Annotated in this window: 17 protein-coding genes; 2 read left to right on the forward strand and 15 right to left on the reverse strand. The window is 60.2% G+C overall.

Annotated features, from left to right (window positions below; translation table 11 throughout):
• On the forward strand, positions 1–189 hold a 189-nt coding region (locus ABZ789_RS07505), incomplete at its 5' end, for an IS3 family transposase (protein WP_358421274.1).
• A gap of 256 nt (positions 190–445) precedes the next feature.
• On the opposite strand, the gene ABZ789_RS07510 is transcribed toward ABZ789_RS07505, so the two are convergent.
• Genes ABZ789_RS07510 through dndB form a run of 5 tightly spaced genes read right to left on the reverse strand, consistent with a single transcriptional unit; the run spans position 446 to position 6,928 of the window.
• Positions 446–1,915 carry a DNA phosphorothioation-associated putative methyltransferase gene (locus tag ABZ789_RS07510; RefSeq protein WP_358421276.1) on the reverse strand — a complete coding sequence of 490 codons (1,470 nt, stop codon included), beginning with the start codon at positions 1,913–1,915 and terminating at the stop codon, positions 446–448.
• A gap of 3 nt (positions 1,916–1,918) precedes the next feature.
• Positions 1,919–2,299, reverse strand: coding sequence for a DNA sulfur modification protein DndE (gene dndE, locus ABZ789_RS07515; protein WP_358421279.1), 381 nt, complete (start codon positions 2,297–2,299; stop codon positions 1,919–1,921).
• A gap of 5 nt (positions 2,300–2,304) precedes the next feature.
• Entirely contained in the window at positions 2,305–4,278 is a 1,974-nt protein-coding gene (gene dndD, locus ABZ789_RS07520) for a DNA sulfur modification protein DndD (protein WP_358421282.1), read from the reverse strand.
• Positions 4,275–5,804, reverse strand: coding sequence for a DNA phosphorothioation system sulfurtransferase DndC (dndC, locus tag ABZ789_RS07525; protein ID WP_358421285.1), 1,530 nt, complete (start codon positions 5,802–5,804; stop codon positions 4,275–4,277). Before dndC ends, dndD begins: the two co-directional genes overlap by 4 nt.
• A complete protein-coding gene (gene dndB / locus ABZ789_RS07530) occupies positions 5,801–6,928 on the reverse strand; it encodes a DNA sulfur modification protein DndB (RefSeq protein ID WP_229567705.1) in 1,128 nt (375 codons plus the stop codon). Before dndB ends, dndC begins: the two co-directional genes overlap by 4 nt.
• 162 nt (positions 6,929–7,090) lie before the next feature.
• On the opposite strand from dndB, the gene dndA reads away from it, so the two are divergent.
• Positions 7,091–8,239: a cysteine desulfurase DndA gene (dndA, locus tag ABZ789_RS07535; protein ID WP_358421288.1), complete on the forward strand. Its 1,149-nt coding sequence runs from the start codon at positions 7,091–7,093 to the stop codon at positions 8,237–8,239.
• A gap of 134 nt (positions 8,240–8,373) precedes the next feature.
• Here the strand turns inward: dndA and ABZ789_RS07540 are convergent, their stop codons facing one another.
• The 10 genes from ABZ789_RS07540 to ABZ789_RS07585 form a co-directional block, all read right to left on the reverse strand.
• Positions 8,374–11,382 (reverse strand): Z1 domain-containing protein, encoded by a 3,009-nt coding sequence (locus ABZ789_RS07540; RefSeq protein WP_358421291.1) that lies wholly within the window; start codon positions 11,380–11,382, stop codon positions 8,374–8,376.
• Between the two features lie 15 nt (positions 11,383–11,397).
• A complete protein-coding gene (locus ABZ789_RS07545) occupies positions 11,398–12,369 on the reverse strand; it encodes a PD-(D/E)XK motif protein (protein WP_358421294.1) in 972 nt (323 codons plus the stop codon).
• Positions 12,362–13,894, reverse strand: a complete 1,533-nt coding sequence (locus ABZ789_RS07550; RefSeq protein ID WP_358421296.1) for an ATP-binding protein — start codon at positions 13,892–13,894, stop codon at positions 12,362–12,364. Before ABZ789_RS07550 ends, ABZ789_RS07545 begins: the two co-directional genes overlap by 8 nt.
• A 135-nt stretch (positions 13,895–14,029) precedes the next feature.
• Positions 14,030–15,124 (reverse strand): DNA cytosine methyltransferase, encoded by a 1,095-nt coding sequence (locus ABZ789_RS07555; protein WP_358421299.1) that lies wholly within the window; start codon positions 15,122–15,124, stop codon positions 14,030–14,032.
• Positions 15,125–15,270: 146 nt separating this feature from the next.
• The gene (locus ABZ789_RS07560; protein ID WP_358421302.1) at positions 15,271–16,506 is read right to left on the reverse strand and encodes a hypothetical protein; all 1,236 of its coding nucleotides are present in this window, start codon (positions 16,504–16,506) and stop codon (positions 15,271–15,273) included.
• A 37-nt stretch (positions 16,507–16,543) separates the two neighbouring features.
• Positions 16,544–17,494 (reverse strand): hypothetical protein, encoded by a 951-nt coding sequence (locus ABZ789_RS07565; protein ID WP_358421305.1) that lies wholly within the window; start codon positions 17,492–17,494, stop codon positions 16,544–16,546.
• Positions 17,491–18,663: a protein phosphatase 2C domain-containing protein gene (locus ABZ789_RS07570; protein ID WP_358421308.1), complete on the reverse strand. Its 1,173-nt coding sequence runs from the start codon at positions 18,661–18,663 to the stop codon at positions 17,491–17,493. The genes ABZ789_RS07565 and ABZ789_RS07570 overlap by 4 nt, the downstream gene beginning before the upstream one ends.
• Before the next feature lie 4 nt (positions 18,664–18,667).
• A complete protein-coding gene (locus tag ABZ789_RS07575; protein WP_145691614.1) occupies positions 18,668–19,336 on the reverse strand; it encodes a VWA domain-containing protein in 669 nt (222 codons plus the stop codon).
• Between the two features lie 20 nt (positions 19,337–19,356).
• Positions 19,357–19,860 (reverse strand): hypothetical protein, encoded by a 504-nt coding sequence (locus ABZ789_RS07580; protein WP_358421311.1) that lies wholly within the window; start codon positions 19,858–19,860, stop codon positions 19,357–19,359.
• Entirely contained in the window at positions 19,844–21,034 is a 1,191-nt protein-coding gene (locus ABZ789_RS07585) for a hypothetical protein (protein WP_358421314.1), read from the reverse strand. The genes ABZ789_RS07580 and ABZ789_RS07585 overlap by 17 nt, the downstream gene beginning before the upstream one ends.
• Positions 21,035–21,143 lie beyond the last annotated feature (109 nt).

Consider the following 21,143-nt stretch of genomic DNA (forward strand, 5'->3'; position numbering starts at 1 on the left):
TTCTTTGCGCTGCTCCAACGCAACGTCCTCGACCGGCAGCGTTGGGTCACTCGTGAGCAGTTGCGCATCGCGATCGTCACCTGGATTGAGCGGACCTACCACCGCCGTAGACGCCAACTCCGGCTCGGCCGGTTGACGCCGGTTGAGTTCGAGACAATCATGACCACACCAGCCGCACAGGCTGCGTGACCGTAACTGTCACCCGATCGTGCAGCAGTCCCCCCCTCTCAATGAGGCCTTGAAGCTAGCGCAGGCGAACAATTAATGCCTGCGCTAGCGACTGGGCTCACGTGATCGACAAGCACGGGCATGGAATGCCTTTCCGGACAAGAATGAACGAGTAGTTCTCGGTAAAGGTATTGTTTATTTGACGCCGGAAAGTCATTTCACGCTCTACCGCCGTTACTGCTTCGCTTGAATCCGAAACACCATAGGGTCTAATTTCTTACTCGTCATAAGACCGCCCGGCCATCACTACGCGGTGACCCCGTATGCGGATACCATGCGAGTCAAGGACCCGCTCCCATCCCCTAAGCGAGCCGATCTTTTCGGGATACCGGTATAGTCCAGCGCGAACTTCGGCGGCCGTAAGCCGCGCATAGAGTGACCTCCTCCCGTCTTCACTACCTATAAATTCTTCCTTTCGGTGCAATAGAGGAGGGTTGTCGGATTTAGAATAGTCTCGCCAATCCACACTCAGTCTACGTAGGTTGACAGTCACCGCAGAATGAAGAGTAGGGTGAGCGTTTCTCTCAAAATCCGGATATGACAGAAACGAGACCTGGGGCTCATTCACTGCCAGTTTAACCATGTTTGCGCGCTCAACAGTGCCCGCTAGCACTCTCGCACAACCTTCGTACACCTGAAGGATCGGCGGCAGCTCGCCTAGTGCAGAACGATGGATATACAACGCGGACGGAGTCTGCTTGCCAACCTTGGAACTTCGTGCCGACATGAGCACCATCGTTCGGTTGCCTACTGCCGCGAGCAGCCGGTCCCCCTGGTTGGTGAGCTCTCTGTAGGTTCCAAAGTGAAGCTTGATATCACGCTGGAGAGTAGGACCTAGCTGCGAGAATCTTGGTTTACCTCCGAAGCGCGACATCGCGGCGTACACCAGCAGTTCGGACCGACGTTGGATCCTAACCTGTTCCCAATGTGAGTCGTCTGTTACCTGGTAGATCAGGTTAACTGCTCTTCCCAGAGTGCCGCTCGCGTCCAAAACGCACGCTTCTGCTTCAGCGCTCAACTCGCCGCGCTTTGGCGGCCTTGCATGTGCAGTCAGAAAGTCGAACAACGGGGCGAGATTCTCGCGATTGCGCTCGTACTCCTCATGAGGATCGATGATTATGCGTGGTCGGTACTGGTAGACCCGATTCGCAATAAAGTCCTGCTGGGCGGCTTCGTCGCGAAAGACATAGAAGACTCCTGGCGCAGCGGCAAGCGGCTTTGTTCCTAGGACCGACTCAATCCATGTCGCGAGCTCGGATTGGTCGTAGAACTTCTGGAATGTCCCCATGCGGGTAAGGATCCCGTCCCCTACACGACGACCGACCAGCTCACGCGCCTCCCAGGTCAACCGTGCAGAGACCACCAGAACGTTTCGGGTGAGGTTCCAAGCTGATCTAAGTACCTGAGCACGCTCGATCGGATCCTCGATCACGTTGATGACGTATCCGAGGTTTACCACGTTCGACGAGACCATCTCGGCGTTCGGGCGGTGGGCAGGATCCCACCCAGACGCTGAAAAGCCGAGTCCTTGGAGATGACGGATATCCCCGCCTCGACCGCATCCATAGTCGAAGACGGTCGCCTCGCGCTCGATGATGCCATCGGCCAGGGCAAGCCCCATCGGTCGTGACAACGACGATCGGACCATCGCTGTCTTATGACGGGCGGTAGGTCCGATCGTTGTCATGCGCTACTCCGCGAGTGCCAGCTCCACGAGCCCTTCGATGTCGGAGGAACGTGTGTCCCCGATCAAGTATCCGATGCCTCGGTGAAGATGGAGGCGGAATTGAGTAGCAAGTGTCTCCTCATCGATGTCTAGTCCGTCGTTGTGGCATCGGACCCTCAGAGCGGCCCACAGAACATCACCGTGCGCGCCGGCAAACACTTTCCATGTCATCTCGACATTGCTGTCGGTGACAATTCGGGCAGCCGGCGGCACGGAAGGTTCTGCCAGTGAACGACAGAGCGCCCAGCGGCACAGAACATTCCACTGGCCGATTCCCGTGCGTCGCTTCAACGTCACCAATTGATCTCGTGCCGTCTTCGAGAGACGTACATGCTCGACAGTCACTACGTTTACTCCCAGAAGTATCCGGATCGAACCGACGTGGACGCGCTGTCGTGGTCGTAATCAAGGCAGTACGACCGTCCGACGTGCTTATTGATTCGACGGAACGCTTGCTCGTCGATCTCCGTATCGGTCGACAGCAGAACGACCTGATGGCTCGCGAAGGGAAAGTACCGCTCGATGAGGTGCTCGCGGTGCTCGCCGTCGAGCCGACCCAAAGGAGTATCGACGACGACCGGCAGTGGCTGCCCTGATGCTCGCGCCAGACCCCACAGGAGCGATACCGCGAGCAACTGCCGTTCGCCTGCAGATAATTGGTTCGCGGGAAGCGGCTTACCGCCCGGACCGGTGAGTTCCACAGTGTACGTGTCGGGATCGATCTGGACCGCGGTCACCAGTTTGTTCTTGCGCAACAATCTATGGAGTGCCTCCAGGACGTATTCGCCGATACGCCCGAGGTAGCGCTTCTTCGCTGCGACCTGCAACGATTCGAGAGTTGCTCGGACTTTGTCCACATGCTCGACGATCCGTGTGTCGTCCTCGAGCGCAAGGTTCGCCTGTGCGTACTTCTCCAGGATTCGTTCGTAGTCGGCGTCGACTTTCGCCCGTTCCGCCCGTCGTACTGCGAGCTCCTCGTCCAATGTCGTGACCTTGGTTTCAGCACGGACATAACGGTTCGAGGCCTCGTCGAGTGCTCGGCGCACCTCTTCGAGCGACTCAGGGTCGGGCATAGCAACGAGTACCCGGTCGATCTGATCGAGTTCTTCGCGGATACCCCGTCGACGCTCCACCAGTTCACCGATTCGACGGCGACTCGAGGGAAGCGCTGTTTCACGCAGAACCCGGATCGAGTCCGGTCGTCCGAGACCAGTGATGTCTTCGACATCGACATTCTGGTTACGTTCTGCACGGTCTTGTTGCATGAAGGTGGCGATCGCAGTGAGCACATTGTCGCCAGCGCCGCTATTACGAAGCACAGTGAGCACTGAGTCGTCGCGCTGCGCGAGCACGTCCGCTACGGCCCGCCGATTCGACGAAGTCGACTCGTCTGCTGCACGCGACTCAACCTCGTGAAGGAGATCGGTCACCAGAAGCAGCGGCGCAGCGTCGGACGCCTCAGCACGCAAGTCGTCATCGACCTGCGTGAGCGCTGCACGGAGAGCATCAGCGGCCTTCTCCGTCTCTGCTCGCGTCTCCGCGACCTCACCGCCCCGCGACTGGTAATCCGACCTGGCTTCCGATCGATCTTTGTCCGCGCGTTCGAGTTCGACACGCGCCCGCGCCAAGGCTTCGACAGTCCCCTCTTCGAGCTGGCGGGCTCGCGTCACGAGTTCACGCTTTGCCTCGACCTCGGACCTCAGAGACTCGGGAATCTGGTTTGTTCGGTGCCGACGACGCAACACCGACAGATCCGTCGCAAGTCTGTCGACAAGATCGAGTCCGAGCAGAGCCGAGAGCGCCGAGGCCAGCACCTCACGTGACTTCTCCAAGTCTGCGAGTGCTTCGATCTGTTCTCCATCGAAGAAGAACAGGCCGGCGATTCCGCGAGGGAGGAACGTCTCGACGTGCTCGCTCCACGTAGAGGTCAAGGCACGGTCGAGCCGACCGTCGACTTCCACATCGAGGCTCTCGCGCCCCGGGGCTTTTGCTCCACCCCATCGACGGCTGATCCGATAGACGTGTTCCTTCCCCTGTTGAAAGGCGCGGAACTCCAACTCCACTGCCGAGATCGACTTCGCAGGTGCTCCGCGATGCGTCAATCCGACCAGGTAATTCTCGTATCCGCCCGCGCGACGCCCGTTCGGCTGTGCAAGCGCGCCGTACAGCGCGAGGTGAATCGCCTCCAGCACTGTGGTCTTGCCGGCACCGTTCAAGCCCCCCACGAGAACAACTGGCTTCGTCTTCGATTTCGGCGTCAGAGTGATCGTGTGACGACCTGAAAACGTACCGACATTCTGAAGAACCAGTTCGTCCAGGATCATCGCTCGCCACCTGTGCGAGCAGGCTGCACATAGCCATCAGCGATGTCGAGCTCGTCAGGGCCGTCCGCGGCTCGCAACCGGTCTACGGCACTTGCTCGGTCTGTTGCGCGCTGCAATGCATCCCCTTCGTTCTCGTAGAAGCCCTTGCGGAGTGCCTTCGTCAGAGAATCGAACAGTCCTGCACGGCGTGCTTGGGAGCGATGTCGCTGCTCGACGTCGAGCAGCTCGCGGACGAGCTCGAAATGGACACGATCGTCACCCACCACTTCGCGAAGGATTTCGACCGTGTCCGGCCCGAGCGGCAGGTGCTCATCGAGGGGTCGCCCTGGATACTCCGCACCCGTGGTTTCGCGATAGATGGTGGGCAGGCTGTCTTCGAACTCGTGCTTGTCCACCACCCAGATCCGGCGGATCTCTTCCAGTTCGTCCAGGGTGATGAGTTCGAGGTCCTGTACGTAGGACGGTCCGTTCTCCCTGATCCACGTCTGGGCTTCGAGCAGCTTCCGCACCCACCGCTCACGCGACTCTTGTGTGTACGGACCGGGGATGTTGCGGCCGTTGAACAGCTGCACCGATCCGTTCATCCGTCGGAAGTCACGCAGGTGACGGTCGTCCTGGACATCGAGTTCGTCGCGCAATTCGAGGAGTGGCAACATCCACTCCTTCTCCTCGTCGTTCTGGATCATCGCCGACATCGACTTGTCCTTCTCGACGAGCGTGCAGGTCCAGCAGCCGAACCGGCTGTCACCACAGCTGGGCGTGGACGAGTCGACGACAAGAGGACACTCGCCGTCGGACGAAGCTCCCTGGTACATGGTGAGGAGCTCTTTGTTCGAGTAACCCCACGGGTTCTTGGTCTGCATCAGGAAGGTCCAGACGTCGTCGTTGGACCAATCCTCGACCGGTGAGTAGACGAGGCAATTGGGAAGAGAACCGTTCGGGCTCAGCATGTCGCGGGCGCGCTGACTTTCCAGCTCGGTCATCCGGTGGGAGCGTCCCGAGCTCTCTGCCTTTCGCGTACCGAGTACGAGGATCGCCTCCCCGTGGGACTTCACCATATTGATGATGAAGTTGTTGGAGGGCTTGATCTTCAAGCGTTCGGTGCACCACCGGAACTTCGGCCGCGGCGCGGGATAGCCACGACCGGCAAGATTCACCCAGAACGTGTCGGACACCGCCGGCGTGAGCCGATGAGGCTCGATGGGCAGTCCCTGCGCCTGCGCAGCGTCTGCCATCGTGTTCAGTGAATGAGTGACCCATGCAGCAACCACAGGGTTCTCGACAAGAGTGTCCGTGCTGATCACGTGCACAGGCTTGGTGCGCTTCGCCGGCTCCAGTTGTGCAAGTGACATCCACACCAACTGCAGGACCGCGGTCGAGTCCTTACCGCCCGAATAACCGACGACCCACGGGATGGAATCCTCCAGGTAGAGCTTTTGGGTCTGCTCGACCAGAGCCTCGATGGTGCCGGACAGTCCGAGCTCATCGAATGCCGATCGTGGACGGATCGGCAGGTTGCGGGTCATCGTGAGTCACCTCGTCGAAAGTTGTTCTCGGCTTTTTGCTCGTCGTCAGGTAGCGGAAGATTCAAGCGTGTTCTCAGCAGTGCGGTAGTCAGCAGAACGTTGCCGGTACTCTTCGAGACACGTCCGCCGGACAAGGCTCGACCTTCCCAGAGCTCTGAATTCGATCGGTGCCAATCGATTTCACGCAGGGGGCGGAGTGCGCGATCCCAGGACCGTTTGTCTCGACTGCGCTCGAGGAGTGCGTTGCCCACCTTGCCCAAGGCATGAAGAACGATTCCGTGGCTGTGGATGAAGTCCCGACGAATCTCTCCGGCCGTGACTTCGCGGGCACGAACCTGTGCCCATTCCGGGAACTGTTTTGCCACCACCGACCAGTAGTTCCCGACCAGCTCGGCACGCTTCTCGAGCGAGTCCTCCTCGATACCCTCCAGCAATGCGCGATTCGCGTTGTACATCGCCGATAGCGTGAACAGCTTCCGAGACCGCGCTGCCAAATTGCTCGTCTCGGTCTCAGTGAGGTCTCGATAGAAGTCCGAACTGAACACCGCCATCCGCGTGACCGCCGATAGATCGTCGCGATGGTCGTAGAGCACGCTGATGGACCGAGCCGGACGAATTGCGTACCGGTTGAGGTCGGCGAACATCTGTTGACATCGTTCCAGACCGACGTCGATAAAGAGGACGATCGAGATCGTCTCATCGCCGACATCGGGGTTCATCGTGAGCGCTTCTTCGATCGCCGCACGGCGATGCTGTCCGTCGTTGATGACGAAACGGGCGTCCATCGGTATACGGAGCGTGCCGATGCGGTCGCTCGGCCCGACGCCGTCGGTAATCGGATCGAACTCCACGTCCGCGCTCACGGATGCCGTCAGGGCCGAGAACACGTAGCTGTCCGGATTCTCGACGATGTAACGCGCCATCTCGGGTACGCGCGACCGGTTGAGGGTGCGTTGCGCACGTTGCTCGGGTAGCAGCTCCTCGTCATCGAAGGAGAACAGACGAGGGATCATGCGAAGCGGAAACATGGTCGAGTAGTACTCTCGACCAGCCTGAACCCCCCGTATCGCCGGGAACACGTACTCGAACTCTCCACGCCGTGGAGCACCACTACGTTCGTTCACCGCGCACCTGCCCAATCGCTACCAGTTGTACGGAACGGTACCTGTTCTTGTACGGAAATGCACATCCGAACACACCCCCCCGAGTCATCCGAACACCACGTTCCTCTACGCGTACAGTGAGGAACGATAGCTGCGCCGTCCGACACGGGAGAATCCAGACGTATGCCCAGTTCAGGACCTGTTTACCTCGACTGCAACGCGACCACCCCGGTCGATCCTGCAGTACTGGACGAGGTGATCCACTTCATGCGCGATGAGTACGGCAACGCAGGTAGCCGTACCCATACATACGGTCAGCGCGCCAAGGAGCGCGTCAATCGCGCACGGGAAGAAGTTGCAGCCGGCGCCGACGCCAAGCCGGAGGAGGTCATCTTCACCAGCGGTGCGACGGAGAGCAACAACCTCGCGATTCTCGGGCTCGAAGAACACGGTCGAAAGACCGGCAAGATGCATATCGTCACGACTGCCATCGAACACAAGGCCGTCCTCGAGCCGGTCGAGCGCCTGGTACAGCGGGGATTCGAGGCCACCGTTCTAAAGCCCGGACATGATGGCCGAGTCTCGGCCGATGCAATCATCGAAGCCGTGCGTCCAGACACCGTCTTGGTCTCGGTAATGGCTGCGAACAACGAGACCGGTGCCGTCCAACCCGTCGACGATGTTGCCCGATCCTTGGGCGACCACGATACCTACTTCCACGTAGATGCAGCGCAAGCCTTCGGCAAGGTGGAAAACGTCGTGTCGAACAAGCGCATCGACATGATCAGTATCTCCGGCCACAAGCTATACGCGCCCAAAGGAATCGGCGCACTCATCGTCCGCCGTCGGGGATACCGGCGCGTCCCGCTCACACCGCTGCTGGTCGGAGGAGGGCAGGAACGGGGACTCCGCCCCGGCACCCTTCCTGTTCCGCTCATCGCCGGACTGGGAACAGCAGTCTCGTCGGCGATGAAGGATCAAGCAGCCAGAGCGGCTCGCGTGGCCGAACTGCGGTCCGGCTTGGTCGAAGCCCTCACGCCCCTCAACGTGCGTATCAACGGATCCCTCGACAACACGCTCGCGAGCACTCTCAACTTCTCCGTCCCAGGGGTGGACGGGGAGGCAGCGATTCTCGCTTTGAAAGACGTAGTGGCAGTGTCCAATGGCTCGGCATGCACGTCGCAGAGCTACGAGCCCAGCCATGTCCTGAAAGCGATGGATCTCGACGACGACACCATCCACGGCGCCATCCGGGTGTCATGGTCCCATCTCACCGAGGACCCGCAATGGAGAATCCTCGCCAACAGACTCGCCGAACTCGCCGTCCACTGAGGTCACCAGGAAATTTGACACTGTGCGGTCGGCCCGTTCCTGCAACGCAAGACATCTCGGCTGAGGTTGAGCACGGCGAAGCAGGCGTGGTCGTACTCAGGGATGCATTGTCCTAGCACGACCACGCCTGCTCTTTACGGGATGTCCTTCACATCGATGATGGGGGTTCCTTCTCTCGACGAGTCAACCGTCGTAAAGCGGACCACCCGACCATCACCGGCGCGTGCAGAAGTCGGCGCGACGAACGCGAAGGCTATGACGAGTTCGCTTGGATCAATACTTCCGTCCCCACGAATCGGAAGCGGCTTGTCCTGGCCATTTGGGTCCTTTTTCCGCTCGATCACCGGATACAAGAGGATCGCACCCTTTCTGGACCCCGTTAGCGCTTTAGTCTCCTCGTTGCACTCTGTAGCAAGAGCCCCGGCGATACGCCTTGGCACCGTACGGTGCTTCGGTTCGCTAATTGCACCGAAAAGCGGATTTCTACGCCTGCTTCGCAGGAACCAGGAAACCGAGTCCTCACGCGCGCCCAATACAAGGCCATGACCCCCCTCGGACGTTTCCGTCCCTTTAGACAACCCCAACTGAGGAGCCAATACAGCCCATTCCTCTACCTGAGCATGCCTTCCGCCGGTAATTTCCCGGAGGTATGCGAGGTGAGGCGCGAATTGGGTGGGAGCACACCACTTGAGACTGGACGCAATGTCCAGAAAAACATCCGGAGAGATCGATCCCTTCAGAGCGTCGAAGCTGTATTTCTTACCGTCGTCCGAATCACAGGCAAATCGAATTGGGCTACTGGATAGCGACTCGAGAACCGGAAGCCAAAGGTTCGTATTGTGGGTGAGATCCTTGCTTGTCATCGGGTACGCAGTCGGCTCCACCCATTCGCCGGGCGACGCGATCTCAACGAGTCGTGCGTTGTACATCTTTTTCGGGCTAGTTGGCTTGAGCCACGGAAGATGCTGTGAAACCAAGGGTGGCACTTGAGCTGGCGTAATCTGAGGGACGCCGTCTACCATCTCGGAATATTGGGCGAGTTCTTTGCGGAAACTCTCCTCATCGAGGCAGATCGCCTCGAAAGCCTCGTATAGGTCGATCTCCTTCTTCCCAACCTTCTCTCCACGCCCAATGAAGAGCCTGACCAAGTCTCGGTACCCATTCCGGAAGCCGAACCAGCGGCCCATCTGCATCAAGCTTGAGGCGTTGCCGGCACGGCGCCGGAAGTACGTAATCGTCAGCCCCTCGACAGTGAAACCGCGGGACAGCTTCTGTCCACCGATGAGAATCTTCCAGATCGAGCGTTTGTCAAAGTCGGCTTCACCGGTCTCGATGTCTGCGTCACCGTTGACGACGATGATCGGCTTGTCGTCACCACCAATGCGGAAGGTTGCCGGACCGACATACGGCATTAGCTCGTCATACGAACCCGGAACGGCGTACCCGTCTGATCGGACGCCGGATACCGGAGCGATGTCTGCGTCGAAGAGCTTACGGAGACGAGAGTGACCCGCCTCGCTCAGGTACCCGGAATTGAACCAGAGCTTCGTAACCCGCCCCAAGAGCTCCCTGTGCTCGGCTGTCCAACCTGACTCGTGCACCAGCATTGTGTGATGCTGAAAGAAGCGATCACCCAGCCCATCTTTGTCCTCGCGATAAAGCTTCATCGCGGCAGTGAGAACGAACATGTCCAAGGCTTTACGCAGACACGTGTCATCATCATCGTCTACAACGGATATATCCCGAATGTGCGCCTTTTCATTCGAGTTGGCAAAATTCCGCTCGTTGAGCGGCACATCCGAGTCCAAATCATGAAAATCACGGGCACCCATGTACCCATAAGGCCGAGGAAGCGAGACGATAAAGTCCTTGGGAAAGATATCCTCTGCATCACTTGGGTCGACAAACACGTTGGCGAACGGCGTAGCCGTGTAACCCACGTACTGCGCACGGGGAAGCATCTTCAACAGATCGGAAATTTTCTGGTTGATTGCCGTGCGCTCAGCGTTCGGCTTATTCAAATCAGTTGTGTTAAGCGACGCTTCGTCCGACTCATCATCGATGATGAGAACTGGAATTTCCGACAGTGGAGTCTTGATCTTGTTCAGGTCCTTGACGAGTTTTCCCAGCACCGTCTTGTTTTTCTTGACGACCATGAGTCGAGCCGACGATTTATGGAGATTCCGCGGATCGTACAAGGGGAGAGCAGGTTCCTGCTTCTCGAACTCAAGAGCGACAATCCCTTGCAACAAGCTCTTGTAGTCGTTGTCCCTCGTGGTCATACGAACGATGTCGAACGCTCCGAGCACGGAGGGAAGGTCTCCGAACTCGAGGAACTTGCGCTGGCTCCATGCTGGGTCATCTGCGTAATCGGATTCGAACTCGCTCCCTCCACGCACGATGTTCTCCCTGCCGACCAGTTCCATATCGATGCGCCGCTGAGTCTGTGCCCGAAGGAGATTCAGTGTTCCACCGAGAACGATCACCAACCTGTATCCCGCGTCGATCGCCTTTGCGATCACACCGGTGAAGTTTGCGGTCTTTCCTGACTGCACGTAGCCGACCACCAATCCCTTCGATTGGTACGCCTCAACCCGCGTGGGATCGGCCAGGCGCTCGACGACCTGATCCGACGCGACATCCAGACTCGAAACTGCTTCCTCCGGCCACTTCTTACCTTCGACGAGCAACTTCCGGTAAGCAGGCCAGTACCATGACTGACCCTGTTGCAACTCGGGCTTGTACCAAGGGACGAACTTGTCGCTGATGACCACCGGTCCGGGAGTCTTGGACACCGGGATCAAGCTGTCGAGGAGTTTGATCGTGCTCTCATCGAGCCCCAGGAGCTTGTACACATCGGCGCGCCGCTCATCAGTCCGCGGCTCCGAAGAGCACCACGTCGGGTTCTGCGCGAAGTCCCACTTCGTCAGTTGACGGCGCCACAGTTCAACGATCTGATCGGTTGGCGCTGCTGAGTTCAACGCGTCTCGAAAATCTCCCTCGTCAGCCAACGGTTCGGCCTCGGGAGGCATGTCCTCGGTCTGGTAGTCGAGCGCCCGCTGCAGCTTTTTCGGCTTGGTGGCCGCCATCTCCGTCAACGCGGCACTGTGCAGCGCGATTCTGAGCTCGTCCTTGGTCGTCATGCGCATTCCTATTGTTCAGGGAAGGGAGCGGATCGAGATATTGAATGGTGGGTTCTGACCTGGCCTCATGCCCGTGACATCGATGTCATACCGCACGGAAAGTATTCGCTCGCTTATGGGTCCTGCCGGGCTGTCGACAACCAATCGCGGTAGCGAGCTTGCCGGCAGTACAAGGGGTTCGTCCCGCAGAGTCCACCGCTCGTCGTCCCGAACATCGAGGTCGAGGCGAGACTCCGAAACCAACTTCGTTACGCGCCCACCGAGTTCCTTGCGCTCCGCCATGGCGGCATTGCGCACGGCATCGATCGATTCGGACAGAGTTCGGCCCCCAGCTCCTCCGCGGGTGACCCTGACAGAGACGAACCACAAAGGACGACCACCGGACTCGACGAGCTGGTCCAACCCGTTGATCGAATGTCGACGTCGTTCGGATGCCGTCGTCTTCACTTCGATGTCGAAGGTGGGAAACGCGAAGTCGTGCTCCTCAGCAGCCGGCCCTGTCCAAGATTCCAGAGCCGTAGCCCACCCATACCGTGCCGCTAGAGCTGAGAGCATCACGAGCTCACCGTGCAAGCCGATGCGGCGGCCCACTCCCTCAACACGTTTCTGATCGAGTAGGGCACTCCATGCCCGTACAGTTTCACGGAAAGCTGCATGCAGTGAGCGTTTCTCATTGACAATCCTCCCCGCGACGGCCAGCGCCAGGTCGTGGAAATCCCGCATGAGCGAGGATTCTGTGGTCCGGATGCGGGCCATGTGCTTGCCGTTGTAATCCACTCGGTCGATCGCGATGGCCGGCAGTGTGGACTGGGGTGCGCTCTTGTACCTGTCGAGCTCGACCAACAGCGCGATCTCACGCGAACCACCGTCGACTTCGTAAGTCACCAGCGGGGACTCACCGTCGTGAGACAGTCGATAGCTCGCTCCGAGTGCTTCGCCGAGGTAGTACTCGACGGTCGACCATTGAAGGTCTGTTCGATCAATCATCGTCGGTCATGCGTTCCATCTCGGCGCGAGCCGCCGACACGAGCACCGACTGCCACAGTTGCAGGTTGTCCTTCTCGCGGGGACCGCTGTATTCCTTCTCGAAAACCTGGTGAAGCATCAGGTACATCAAGGACTTGACGACCTGGGCGTCATTGAGCGTCCCACGACGTCCTCCCAGGATCGCGGCCCGGTAGTGCTGATTCAGGTTGATCGACCGACCGTCACGATCGACCTCGAAGAAGACATCGGTATCGAGCTTCGTCCATCGCACCGAGATGGGATCCTCGCCGGGAAGTACCGGAAGCTCGTCCTCGATCGTCTCCCGTACCGAGGTGTCGATTCCCTTTCCAGCAGGAATTACGGGCTTCCGAACGGTACCGGACCTCTTGCGTGCGTCGCGGTACGTGGTGTCCGCGTCGGTGAGGTATTGGGTGAAGAGCCGTCCCTGATCGTCGGCGGCCTCCTCCAACGCCGACACCACCTCGGGCGACATCTCGACGCCCTCCTTCTTGACCGTGAGGCGGAAGACCTTCTCCGAGCCTGAAGGTAGATCGACCGCAACTCGGGCCAGGGACAGGTGCTGTTCGGGTTGACGGAAGTTATTCCATCCGCCTGCCTGCACCAAGCGGTTGTGGCGGTAGAAGTAGAAGCCCTGACGCTCAATTACGGACCCGACAGCCCGGTACTCGTCGAGGTTGGATTTCGGGACCCAGATGTGGGCGTCGAGACCGAGCTGCCCCACCGACGGTACGTCTGCGACAAACCGACGCGGGTACTCCGGATGTCCGGAAACCGGGTAACCGAACGGGTCGAGCGGAACCACACCGAAGTTCATGTACTCCATTCCGGTCGAGACGTCCTCGACAGCAATGGTGATGTTGAAGTCGTCACGCGCGAGGAATCGGTGGAGATACAGGCCGAGATGTAGGCCGAGCTTGTTGATCGTCCGATGCAGGTAGCGGTCGGTCTGTCCACTCCCCCCGCGTTGCGGGAAGTTCTTGACCCCGTCCCAACGAATGACCGTGCCCTGCCACGTGATCGGGCACTGGTAGTAGCGGTCGATGAGTGTCTGAGCGTAGTAGGGATCGACGATGTCGCACTGGAAACTCGAGAGTGCGCGCTCCATGAGCCAACGGCGGCCCGCGGGACGGGTCTTCTTGGTCTTGCTCACGACGGTGACGGCAGATGCGTGGCTGAGGGAGGCGGACTTCAGGCCCGTGCCGAACATCCCGAGCGCTTGCCGCCCGTAGTTCCGCTGGCCTCCGACGGTCATTGCGACATCCAGACCCTCGTCTGTCATCCCTTCTCCGTCATCGATGATGAGAAGGCTGACCAACTGGTCACCGTCGCGAAGGAAATGGATCACTACGTCCTTCGCACCGGCGTCGATCGAGTTGTCGACCAGGTCGGCAATCGCGACTTCGAACCCGTACCCCTGGCTACTGAGTGCCTCCATGTATCGGGCGTCCGGCGGCAGATGCTTCGTGCCGGTCGTGGGGACCTCGAACTTCCAGTCGTCTGCCATGCCCATCCTGTGTCGCACTCTGAACTAGTTAGTTGTGGAACCATACTGCTTGGCTCCGACACCCTTCCTAGGGACATATGTCCGACACGCCGAAACTGTTACGCCATCACACGGAGAAACGAACCGAACGACCGATCAGTCCCCAGTCGGGACAACGGACCGCATCGAGCTCGACCACCGTCTCTGCATGGCATCGCAGAGAAAATCGTCGTCGACGGTGTGAATCGTTCCCAGAGCCGAGGCCAGAATCTGAGCTCCTAGACGGGGAGGAATGGCATTTCCGATCTGTTGCGCTATGTCGCCACCGCTCCAGGGAAAGTCGATCGGAAATGTCTGGAGACGACCCGCCTCTGCTGCGGTGAATCGGGCGACCTCGAGACCCAGGGCGTCGACGACGCGATTTCTCGACACTTTCCCTGTCACTGTGAATGCGGGTTCGTTCGAAGTACGACGTCCGCGTGCCTTCGGATCGCCGCCCGTCCCGTAGTTGGAGACGACCGAAAAGCCGTATCCCCGAGTACGCGCCAACGCATCACCCATGGTGTTCCACGGCTTCAGGTCGACGCTGCCCAGATCTCGGGCGATACCTTTTCGATACGGCCGGTGCGTCGGGAGAGGTAGCTGCACCTCATCCCTGTATCGGGCGAGCAAGATGGCGCGACGACGTGTTTGTGGGACGCCGTACTCTTCTGTTCTCAGGACTCCCGTCGCCACGCTGTAGCCGAGTCCTTCGAGCACTTCTCCCATGGCCACCCACACGGGCAGCACTGCCGGAACCTGCTCCAGGACGATCGCCTGGTACGGGTTGCCGGCACCGTGTGCATGGAGCGCCCACCGGAGTGGTTCGAGTACGAGTCCGGTGCGCTCGTCGTCGAAGCGTGCCAACTGATGGTCGACGCGTTCCCCGACGCTCATCGACTTCACCAACCGAAGTACACGCTCCAGCGCCATGCGACCGGCGCCTGTCCCAGCGACCGTGTATGTCTGGCATGGAGGTCCACCTGCGAGAACGTTCGCTTCTGGAAAGTCTGCCGGCCCGAACTCCCGGACGTCTCCCTGCTGCGTCTCCAGGCCTGCCGCGCGTCGAGTCGCGCACGCATTCGCATCCCATTCGATGCCCACAACCGGCACTCCGAGCCAGGTAGCTGCTACATCCAACCCGCCGGGTCCGGCGAACAAGTCCACAATGTGCGGATTCGCGACACTGGACGGGCGTGGAGCAGCGGTCATGACTGGAGATTCTATTGGCGACCGGTGACAGGGACATACCCGCGGTGGGTGAGTCCGACCCAGACGCCGGATGCTCAGTGAACGGCGTTCCACAACTATCGCAGTTCGCCGGACGATGCGACTGCTCGCCGTGCAGCCCTCACCAACTAGTAGCTCTCCAGAACCGACATATCACGCCGAGCCTGCTCCAAGGCAGCTACCCACTGCGATAAAGGAGGCCTCGTACCTGCCACCCCCATCGCTCGAGACCACAAGCCACTGAGCAGTGTGGAACCGGTATCGCGTCCCCACTCCGCTGCTCGATCCGGATCGATCTCTGCATCCAAACTCTTCGCCACCAGCATTCGGTAGGCGAAGAGCGCGAACTTGTAGCGGTCGGAATCCATTCGCACGACGGCCGACCCCTGCCATTGAGGATCTTCCCAGTTGGGACTGTCGAGAGGGAGACTCCTCGTGAACGGGAGACTGCCCTGGACGCGTGACGAGTCGAAGTCGAGCACGCACAACTCCACGGGGTCGAGCGAGAACGTGAAGTTCATCCACGAAAAGTCTCCGTAGACGATGTCGTTTCTGTGCATTCCGTCGAGAAATACGGCCACTAGATAGACGAGTTCGAGACGTTGTCGATCGTCGACCTCGAAGGGAAAAGGCACAGCACCCTGTTTGCGTGGGATCGCATGCTGCAGTTCACGCGGATGTGTCTTGGTGACAGAGCCGAACGTCATCTCGAAGTAGAACTGCCCGCCGATCCTCGGCATCGTGTAACCGATGAGTTCTCCGCCTCTTCGAACGGGGCTCTCGGGCCAGCACAGGTGGATAGGATGCCCAGAAACCGATGCCTCTACGTCCGTTCTTCTATGGACGAGTTCTTCCAATTCACGGGTTCCTCGAGTCAGTGGCATATCCCAGTACTTGGCAACTTGACCGGTGTTGTCGACCAGTCCGTAAACAGCGCCCTGACCGCCGGCGCCGAGCTGTTGCTCACGCTCCAGACTCGCGTCGTCCTCATACTGAATACCCCCGCGCAGAAGCAGCTTTCGCCGCCGTTCCTCAGCTCGCTGACGACGCTGACGCGCAATCTCCTTCGCAGCGGATTTCGTCAGATCGACGGGCTCCGACCGTTCCGCAGGTATCGCTTCCCAGCTGCGGGCGGGATGCTCAGGAGCCTTCGCAGGATCCGAGCGGGGCGGTTCGAGGCTCCTGTCGGAGAAGAAGTCACTTTCCCACCAATCGTCGTACGACATCTCCGCATAGCCTGGTTCGGCATGACTCACAGGAGCGTGGTCACGAGTCTGGAACTCCGGCGCAAGGACCATTCCCTTGTTTCGCCAACGCCTGCGCCGGCGCACCAATGTGCCTACAAGAGCCAGAAGCACGACCACGGCAGCGACGATCGCGACGACGAATACCATCTAGCGCTTACCTCTTCGGAGGAGTCACGGGCCGGAACTTGCGTTCACCGGTGCCCAGTAGTTCGGGTTTCGGTTTCGGGGCTGCGACGGTCCGGCGCATCGTCGGCTGTACAGGAACGGTGACGCGGTCACTCAACGCCGCTTCCCACACCCTCGCAGATGGTCGTGTCCCCTCGGGGCCTGCTGCCTGACGAAGAAGCTCTCGCAATCGGTGGTCCATCGCCGGCTCGACGCCATCGAACGCGACACTGTCGAGTTCGGTCGGCCGGCAGTCGATTTCCCCGCCGAGGACCCTCATCACTGCGAGTGCAAGCTTGTAGCAGTCGCGGTCGAACGTCGGCGCGGTGCGAGGTGCAGCGAAGGGATCGTCCCAGTCCGGCGTTTCGGCTTGGGGAAGAACAGGAGGTAAGCCGTCGGGTCGCATGCCATCGCAATCGATCAGCATCACACGCGGTTCCGGAGACAGCGACCAGAAGATGTTCGCGAAGGACAGGTCACCGATAACGATCCGGTGCTCGTGCAGCACACCCACCGCCCTCGCCAGGTTGCGAAGGATCGCGATTCGCTCCTCCAAAGTGGGAAGCGTGACGCCTGCGAACAATGGACTGGACTTCTTGGCCAGCAGTACACCGAGCTCGGACAAACGCCGCTTCCCGTGCGCTTGAAAGGTGAACTCCGTCGGCACCCGGGGCATGAGAAACCCGACCACGTTCTGAGCGTCACGTACGACCGAGCTCGGCCACGCAGCCCACTCATCGACCGGACGTCCGCCGTTGGACAGCTTGCCTCGCATGCCGATCAACGCATCGAGCGTCGAAGCAGAGAAGCCAGGACCGGACGGACTGTGGTATTTCTTGAACACTCGGGTCGGATCGTCCGCCAACTCGTAGACAGCGCCTTGACCGCCGTCCCCGAGTCTCGGTCCCAGTTTCAGCGTCGCAAGGTTCGTGGCGTTCATCGCTGCGGTTCGCCGAATCGGAATCCCACGATCGTTCGATCGTCGTCGAACGACTTCACAGTCGCATCGAGAACCTTGAGCAGATCGGCCGGCGACGGCGCTGCGAAACGCCAGAGCTGTGTCAACGCATCGGCATACTCACCGTTGGACTTGACCGGATCACCCACCCCGTCGGTAGCAAGGACGAGGGTCTCCCCCGGTCGGAAGGTTTCCACCCATACCGAAGCCATGTGGTGGCCCGGGAGCGGATTCACCGAGTTGTCGATGAGGTCACCGGGCCCGGACTGGAGAGCCGGGCATGTCAGTTCGATCCACTCGCCACGCGACAACTTGAATGCCGGCGAATCTCCGATCTGGGCGAGAACCACGGTGTTCTCCCCCACCTGGGACGGATTGTCCAGCACAATTGCTGCTGTCAGAGTTGTGGATACCTCGGCGGCATCCACTTCTGCGTCAGTCGCCACCGAACGCAGCAAAGTGGCGATGTCCCGGAGAGACACTTCGGCAGGCGTGCGCGCGGAGACGATTTCCCCGAGAAGCGCCTCGTTTTCGACGATGGTCCTCGAGGCCAAGGCCGACCCGAGATGCGACGACTTCGCATTGCCCACTCCGTCCGAGACGGCCAGCGCGAGATAGTTGGTGCCCCGCGAGAAGGCGAAATTGTCCTGGCGCACCTCTGCGAGATAGCGGTGGATATGTCCTCGGGTCGAAACTGCCCGCAAGTCACCGAGCCGGTCCTCGAGCCAGTCCATGACGGTATCCCGCACGGTTTCGAAGCTGCGCAAGGGTTGTTCGACAACCTTGCTCGGCATGGGCTTGAGTCGCGCAGGCGCTCCGAACGTGCGGTACGCGTGTTCGACAACCGGGGTGGCCGCTTGCGGAGGAACGGCAGCATCCGGAGTTGCCATGGCACTCGGCGCCTCCGCGGGTTGTCCCCACTGGGTTTCGGTGGGAGCAGGCACTACCTGTGGCCGTGCCGGTGCGGGCGGTGGCGGAGGCTGCGTCGGACGCGGCGGGTACGCGAATGGCTCGGTACCCACAGGACGCTGCGAGTATTCGGATGCGTAGGAGTCTTCCCGGATGGCGGGCTCTCCCTCTTCGAAGGACGCCGGATTTATCAGGGCGGACTCGGGCGCATCGTTGTTGCTGTGCTCGGGGAAGTTGCTCATCGCGTTATACCGTGTCGACGTCGAGGGCAGTGAAACCGTCCACCTGAGTGGGGGTCTGCAACTGGAGTCCGCCTTCCTTGGTCATGCTGACCCCGGATTTCACGATCGACTTCGTCAGTGCGGTAGCGAACTCCTGCAGCGCTACCGCCGGGGACATCGAGGTGTCCTCCTGGATGAACGCACGGAAGTTCGCGATAGCCGAAATGACGTCGCGATCGGCATCGCCGATGCCGAACGAGACGATGTTCGGACGGTACCGGAAGCTCGGCGACGTGAGCTCGTTGTACTCGACCTCCCAATCGGAGGTCGGCTGTCCATCGGTAAGGAAGAACACCACCGGGCGGAACACCTTGTGCCCTTGAGACTTGAGGCGATCCAGATCGAGCTCGATCTGGGACTTCAAGCACCGCATCGCCGCCGCGAAGTTCGTGCCGCCCTTTGCCGTCAGGACCGGGAGGCCCGCGATCTGGCTCAGGTCCGACAACTCGAGAAGGACTTCCGCTTCGTTACTGAATCCGATGATCGCGAACTGCGTCTTGTCGGACACGACCGGGTTCATGCCGATCTCGGCATGCAACTCCGGCAACGCCTTGTTCATGGCGTCGATCGCGTCGCCCGACATGGAAGCGGACTCGTCGCACACCAGATAGAACGGAAGAATGTTCTGGCCCATTTCAGCTCTCTTCGGTCGAATCAATCGGTCGTGAAAAGGAAGACTTCGAGGCGCCCGGTTCCAGGCGGGAGGGAGCCGTCCCAGAAGTCACGGGTCGTCGTCCCATCGAACAAGGTAGGCGCTGCACAGGGTAACTGTTCCGCGATCCGGACTGCGGATTCGAGCGCCACTCCGATATCTTTGCCACCGCCGAATATCAGAGCGAGCGCGGCTCGTTCGCCCTGCAGCGCACCGGTCACTTCGTTCAGGCGCTCACACACCAACCGCCCTTCGTCCTCGGATCCTGCACCGGATCCGATAAGTGCCCCGGCGTCGTAATCGATCGTGAGGATCTCCGGATCCTGGCGCATGCCGACGATCTTCGGCAACGGTTCCTCGACGGCCGCGGGATCGGGTATCTCCGGTGCTGTGGCGGAACCCAGCCCCACGATGAACAGCACGATCAACAGATCGGCGAAGATCCACCCGGCGAGCGCTTCCGGCCGGAGCAATCCCCGCCCGCGGCGCTCAGACCGTTTCGACATGGTCGCCGCTCTGTTCGTGTCCCATGAGCTCGAGTCGCCGCAGCATCATCTCGACAGCATCGCGCGCCGCGGTGAGATCCGACGCCTGCGCCTGCAACGCACTTTCGTGCCGGAGGAGAGAGCGATCGATCCCCTCCACGGCAGATCGGAGTTCGAACACTGCTGCCTGCAGTTCGCGGCCGGTGTCGACGCTGCGCCTGTCCATCGTGTCGACGCTGCCTGCAATGGCACTCTGCGATCTCTCCATCAGCGCGACGCCGGCAACGAGATCGTCGATCGTCGATCTGATCGCGTCGGACGATTGTGCGACGACACGGCCGGTCTCCGACTGCACCTTCGTGAGCTGATCCTGAAGTTGGTCGGTGAAGTGATCGAGGGTCTTCGCCGCTCGTCGTTGACTCTCGTCGGCGGTCGTCTCCAGGACCTTCGCGGCGTACTCGACACCCTGGAGCGAGGATTGCGTGGCGTCGGCAGCGGCGGTCATCGTCGCAGCTGTCGTCTCGAGCGAGGCGGACGTCGCGTTGAGGCGATCGATCCCTTCCTTCGTTGCGTCGTGAGCTTCGGAAAGCTTCTTGATCGAGCTTCGCACGATCGCTTCGATGGCGCTCGGGTCGGCCGTATGCTGACCACCGATCTCACGTTGAGCAGCACAAAGGACGCTGATACGGCGCGCTTCGAATGCGACTGCTTCCTCGTCCTCTTTCTTGTCTGCCGCACTACTGACGACCCGCTGCGCGATGACGAGAAGGACTGCCACAACGATGACGAGAATCGAGACCAGCGCGACCCACGAAAGTCGATGCCACCCTGTCAGGTAGCCATCGAAGCCCGAGATCCACAGCCCCAGGAAGGTGTCGTCGGGCCTGATGCCGTCTCCGGTCATGTTCGAGTAGGCCTGCGATGCAGCACGTAGGCTGAACCACGTCCATGCCACCGGCGCGAAAACCGCTATGGCAGCGAGGGCACCGAGAAGGCTCTCCACGATTCCGAACTTCCGGACACTCGCCGTGGTGGACGCGGGAAATGCCGCCAGCAGGTCGATGCCTACCCACTTGTCGGAGTCACCCGACTCGATGTCCTTCGCCAGCAATTCCAGGTCGTCCGCTCGAGGCTTGCAGCGCTCGTCGGCGGCGAGCTCTCGCAGACCCTTTACACAGGACTCAGACGTAGTCATTCTCTACCGGTACCGATCACTTTCCGAACTTGATGAACACCCTGCTTGCCCTGTTGATACCGCGGGCGCGGACCGGCGTTACAAAGCCATCTCGAGGGGTGGGCATTGC

The organism is Rhodococcus sp. NPDC047139, assembly GCF_040643435.1.
Taxonomy (GTDB): Bacteria; Actinomycetota; Actinomycetes; order Mycobacteriales; family Mycobacteriaceae; genus Rhodococcus.

Bases quoted from the DNA above. Each gene is read 5' to 3' on its own strand.
- dndA (WP_358421288.1), top strand. From the start codon at position 7,091: ATGCCCAGTTCAGGACCTGTTTACCTCGACTGCAACGCGACCACCCCG.
- ABZ789_RS07585 (WP_358421314.1), bottom strand. From the start codon at position 21,034: ATGACTACGTCTGAGTCCTGTGTAAAGGGTCTGCGAGAGCTCGCCGCC.
- ABZ789_RS07550 (WP_358421296.1), bottom strand. From the start codon at position 13,894: ATGGCAGACGACTGGAAGTTCGAGGTCCCCACGACCGGCACGAAGCAT.
- ABZ789_RS07570 (WP_358421308.1), bottom strand. From the start codon at position 18,663: ATGAGCAACTTCCCCGAGCACAGCAACAACGATGCGCCCGAGTCCGCC.
- dndC (WP_358421285.1), bottom strand. From the start codon at position 5,804: ATGACCCGCAACCTGCCGATCCGTCCACGATCGGCATTCGATGAGCTC.
- ABZ789_RS07565 (WP_358421305.1), bottom strand. From the start codon at position 17,494: ATGAACGCCACGAACCTTGCGACGCTGAAACTGGGACCGAGACTCGGG.
- ABZ789_RS07580 (WP_358421311.1), bottom strand. From the start codon at position 19,860: ATGTCGAAACGGTCTGAGCGCCGCGGGCGGGGATTGCTCCGGCCGGAA.
- ABZ789_RS07545 (WP_358421294.1), bottom strand. From the start codon at position 12,369: ATGATTGATCGAACAGACCTTCAATGGTCGACCGTCGAGTACTACCTC.
- ABZ789_RS07510 (WP_358421276.1), bottom strand. From the start codon at position 1,915: ATGACAACGATCGGACCTACCGCCCGTCATAAGACAGCGATGGTCCGA.
- ABZ789_RS07575 (WP_145691614.1), bottom strand. From the start codon at position 19,336: ATGGGCCAGAACATTCTTCCGTTCTATCTGGTGTGCGACGAGTCCGCT.
- ABZ789_RS07540 (WP_358421291.1), bottom strand. From the start codon at position 11,382: ATGACGACCAAGGACGAGCTCAGAATCGCGCTGCACAGTGCCGCGTTG.
- dndD (WP_358421282.1), bottom strand. From the start codon at position 4,278: ATGATCCTGGACGAACTGGTTCTTCAGAATGTCGGTACGTTTTCAGGT.
- ABZ789_RS07555 (WP_358421299.1), bottom strand. From the start codon at position 15,124: ATGACCGCTGCTCCACGCCCGTCCAGTGTCGCGAATCCGCACATTGTG.